We start from the raw sequence: 4,411 nt of genomic DNA on the forward strand, positions 1-4,411 counted from the left end.
GGCCCACCGACACGCACTCCGCCCAGGACTGCGGCCCCGGGCCCCGGGCCGGGGGCCCGGCGCCGACCGATGCGCGAGAAGCCCCAGGCCGGGGGCCCGGGCGGGCCCCGGTTTCGGGAAGGGGCGGAGTAGGGGAACAACCACCGCCGCCCCGACCGGACACGGCACCACGACAAACCCAGGCCCGGGCCCCGGCGCCAACCGACACACGAACCCGCCCCGGACACGCCACTCCGCAAAGCCCCAGAACGGGGGCTCAGGGGCACCCCCCGGTTACGGGAAGGGGCGGGACAGGGGAACAACCACCCGCCACACCCGACCGGACACGGCACCACCCCGACCGCCCCGGACACGGCACCACGACAAACCCCAGGCCCGGGACCCGGCGCCAACCGACACACGAACCCGCCCCGGACACGCCACNACAACCACCCGCCACACCCGACCGGACACGGCACCACCCCGACCGCCCCGGACACGGCACCACGACAAACCCCAGGCCCGGGACCCGGCGCCAACCGACACACGAACCCGCCCCGGACACGCCACTCCGCAAAGCCCCAGAACGGGGGCCCGGGGGCATCCCCCGGTTACGGGAAGGGGCGGGACAGGGGAACAACCACCCGCCACACCCGACCGGACACGGCACCACCCCGACCGCCCCGGGCACGGCGCTCCGCGAAGCGCCAGGACAGGGGGCCCGGGGGCATCCCCCGGTTACGGGAAGGGGCGGGACAGGGGAACAACCACCCGCCACACCCGACCGGACACGGCACCACCCCGACCGCCCCGGGCACGGCGCTCCGCGAAGCGCCAGGACAGGGGGCCCGGGGGCATCCCCCGGATTCGGGAAGGGGCGGGGCAGGGGAAACAACCACCGCGGCCTCGCACCGCCGGGGTGACCCCGGGGCGGGGAGGGAGCCGCTAGACCTGGGACGTCCGCGTCGCGATGAGCCGCAGCCGGCCGCGAATGACCCGCACGGCCGCCTCCGCATCGTCGACCGTCACCGTGAAGATCCGCCCGTCCCCCAGCCGCAGCACCAACCCCTCACCGCGCCGCACCACCACGGCGGTGCCCTTGTCGGGGCGCCATCGGTAGCCCCAGCCGCCCCACTGGCAGGGGGTGACCCGAGGGGCGACGTCGGCGTCGACCACGTCACTGAGGGGGATGCGGCGGCGGGGCAGCCCCATGTGGCCGCAGCGGACCTCCAGGCACTCCTCGTCGACCCGCACCGCCACATGGACGAAGGCGAGGGTGCCGAAGAGCATCAGCAGTCCGGCGGCGAGGCAGCCGATGACCGACATCAGGAGCGGGGCGAGTCCGGTGGTCCAGGGGGAGGCGACGGCCAGGTCGATGCCGAGCGCCACGCACGCGGCGCCCGCGGTCGCCAGCACCCACTGCATCCGGTTGTGGGCATGGCCGGTCCAGACCGCGGGCGTGCCCTGGCCCGGGGTCTGCTTGCCGTGGTGATCGGGGTCCTCGGCGTGGGGCCTCATGTCTGGCAGGGTACTCACGTTCCGCTACCACGGCAGCCGACGGCGGCGTTTTGCCCGGTGGGCGGGGTCGGGGTCAGCCGCGCGCCGTCGTGGTGGCGGGGGCCAGCAGGCTGCCCTCGGCGTAGGCGAGCGCGGCTTCCGGAAGCGTGGCCTCGCGGCCGGAGAGGATGACCGTGAGGGTGCCGCGGGCGGACCCGGCCGCGCCGGGCGGCAGGGAGGGTTCGGCGCCGATCCGGCGCAGGGCCTGCGCGGCGACGGCCCCGGCCGACCCGTGGAGGGCGATGGGCGGCGCACCGGCGGGCTGGACGGCGGCCCGGATGCGTTCGGCGACCAGCTCGTAGTGGGTGCAGCCGAGGACGACGGCCCGGACGTCGTCCGGGGTGCGGGCCGCGGCGGCGGCCACCGCGGCGTCGATGGCCGCGTCGTCGACGTGCTGGACGGCGTCGGCGAGGCCGGGGCAGGGCACGGCCGTCACCTCGACGCCGTCGGCGAAGTCACGGATCAGCTCGCGCTGGTACGGGCTGCCGGTGGTGGCGGGCGTGGCCCAGATCGCGATGGGCCCGCCGCCGGCCGCCGCTGGTTTGATCGCGGGGACGGTCCCGATGACCGGCAGCCCGGGCTCCAGTTCGGCCCGCACGGTGGGCAGGGCATGGACGGAGGCGGTGTTGCAGGCGATGATCAGCGCGTCGGGCCGGTGCGCGGCGGCGGCGCGGGCGCAGGCCAGGGCGCGTTCGGTGACGTCCTCGGGAGTACGCGGCCCCCACGGCATTCCGTCGGGGTCGGAGGAGAGGACGAGATCGGCGTCGGGTCGAAGGCGGTGCATCGCGGCCGCGGTGGGCAGCAGGCCGAATCCGGAGTCCATTAGCGCGATCTTCACCCCGTCACTTTAATGGATCGGCCCCGACGCCTCGGCACCGCGGTGCGGGTTCGGGCAGACTGCGGCGGGTGAGCGCGCTGACGTGGATCGCCGCCGGAGCCCTGGTGGTGTGGCTGTGGCTGCTGCTGGGCCAGGGGTTCTTCTGGCGTACGGACGTCCGGCTGCCCCGGACCCCACCCGATGAGCACAGGAATCCGCCCGATGGGCACGGGAATCCGCCCGACCAGCACGGGAATACGTCCGGTGAGCACGGGCCCGCGCCCGGTGAGGGGCCGGGCGGCTGGCCCTCGGTGGCCATCGTGGTGCCCGCCCGGGACGAGGCCGCCGTCCTCCCCGCGAGCCTGCCGTCGCTGCTGGCCCAGGACTATCCGGGACCGGCCGAGGTCTTCCTGATCGACGACGGCAGCTCCGACGGCACCGGAAAGCTGGCTCGTGAACTCGCCGACACCTACGGCGGGCTGCCGCTGACCGTCGGCTCGCCGGGCGAACCGGAGCCCGGCTGGACAGGGAAGCTGTGGGCGGTGCGGCACGGCATCGCGCTCGCAAAGAGCGCCCACCGGGCCGAGTTTCTGCTGCTGACGGACGCCGACATCGCTCATGAGCCGGACTCGCTGCGGGAGTTGGTGCGGGCCGCCCGCGCCCACGGCCTGGACCTGGTGTCGCAGATGGCGCGGCTGCGGGTGACGACCGGCTGGGAGCGGCTGATCGTCCCGGCGTTCGTGTACTTCTTCGCCCAGCTGTACCCGTTCCGTTGGGTCAACCGGCGCCGGGGACGCTGGGCGGCCGCCGCGGGCGGCTGCGTCCTGCTGCGCCGGGAGGCGGCCGAGCGGGCCGGGGTCCCGGAGGCCATCCGGCACGCGGTCATCGACGACGTGGCGCTCGCGCGGGCGGTCAAGTGCTCCGGCGGGGCGATCTGGCTGGGCCTCGCCGACCGGGTGGACAGCGTGCGGCCGTATCCGGGGCTCGGCGAGCTGTGGCGGATGGTCTCGCGCAGCGCGTACGCCCAGCTGCGGCACAATCCGCTGCTGCTGGTGGCGACGGTCGCGGGGCTCGCGGTGGTGTACCTCGCGCCGCCGGTCGCGCTGTGCGCCGGCGCACTCACCGGGCGCCCGGCACTGCTGGTGGCGGGCGCCGCCGCGTGGGCGCTGATGGCCGCCACGTACGTCCCGATGCTGCGCTACTACCGGCAGACCCTCTGGCTGGCCCCGCTGCTGCCGCTGACGGCGCTTCTGTATCTGCTGATGACGGTCGACTCGGCGGTACGGCACTGGCGGGGGCAGGGCGCGGCGTGGAAGGGGCGCACCTACGCCCGCCCCAGCGCCGCGCCCTGAGCCCGGACCGTGGTCACTTGCGGCCGGGGGTCCAGTTCATGCCCCAGCCGTAGGCGTGGTCGAGGGTGCGCTGCGGGCTGACGCCGCGGTCCGGCACCAGATAGCGGGCCTCGCGCTGGACGACGAGGTCGCCGCCGTTGTTGGTGATGAGCGCGAGCGCGCAGACCGTGGACGGGACGGTGCACTCGTCGAGGGAGAAGTCGACCGGCGCGCCGAACTGTGGCTGAAGAGTGACGGTGGCGTGCAGGTTCGCGAAGCTGCGGGCACCTTCGTAGATGGTGACGAACACGAGGATGCGACGGAACGCGTCCTTGTGGTCGAGGTTGACGGTGAGATTTTCGCCAGATGTCCGGGCACCGGTCCGGTCGTCGGCGTCGAGGTGGATGAACGGCGGCTGGTGCAGCGACCCGAACGAGTTGCCCAGCGCCTGCACCACGCCCTTGCTGCCGTCGGCGAGTTCGAACAGGCAGCCCAGGTCGAGGTCGAGGTCGCCGTGCAGGGCCAGGGCCCGGCCGAGCTTCTGGCCCCACCCCTGGAACTGCTTGTGCACCTGCCAGTTGAGGTTGACCCGCAGGGCGCCGGAGGTGCCGCCCTGCTTGGTGAGCGAGACGGCGGGCGCCTCCTTGGTCAGCGTGACCTTGCTGAGGCTCACCGGGGCCCCCGCGGGCGCGGCGGCCGGGGGTGCGGGCGCGGCGCCCGGCGCGGG

The 4,411-nt window shown here is 74.8% G+C and carries 4 protein-coding genes; 1 reads left to right on the forward strand and 3 read right to left on the reverse strand.

The features are described 5' to 3' along the window. Positions 1-924: 924 nt before the first annotated feature. Entirely contained in the window at positions 925-1,497 is a 573-nt protein-coding gene (locus EEJ42_RS06735) for a hypothetical protein (RefSeq protein ID WP_123099062.1), read from the reverse strand. Between the two features lie 73 nt (positions 1,498-1,570). Beyond that, positions 1,571-2,374 (reverse strand): glutamate racemase, encoded by an 804-nt coding sequence (locus EEJ42_RS06740; RefSeq protein ID WP_123099063.1) that lies wholly within the window; start codon positions 2,372-2,374, stop codon positions 1,571-1,573. Positions 2,375-2,442: 68 nt separating this feature from the next. On the opposite strand from EEJ42_RS06740, the gene EEJ42_RS06745 reads away from it, so the two are divergent. Next, positions 2,443-3,705, forward strand: a complete 1,263-nt coding sequence (locus EEJ42_RS06745; protein WP_123099064.1) for a glycosyltransferase — start codon at positions 2,443-2,445, stop codon at positions 3,703-3,705. A gap of 13 nt (positions 3,706-3,718) precedes the next feature. On the opposite strand, the gene EEJ42_RS06750 is transcribed toward EEJ42_RS06745, so the two are convergent. Continuing rightward, positions 3,719-4,411 (reverse strand): TerD family protein (locus EEJ42_RS06750; RefSeq protein WP_425472853.1); only part of this gene is annotated, 693 nt, incomplete at its 5' end.

The sequence above is a fragment of the Streptomyces botrytidirepellens genome (genome assembly GCF_003721215.1).
Taxonomy (GTDB): domain Bacteria; phylum Actinomycetota; class Actinomycetes; order Streptomycetales; family Streptomycetaceae; genus Streptomyces; species Streptomyces himastatinicus.

Excerpts from the sequence above, each read along its gene's own strand:
- EEJ42_RS06735 (WP_123099062.1), bottom strand. The coding sequence starts at position 1,497 with ATGAGGCCCCACGCCGAGGACCCCGATCACCACGGCAAGCAGACCCCG.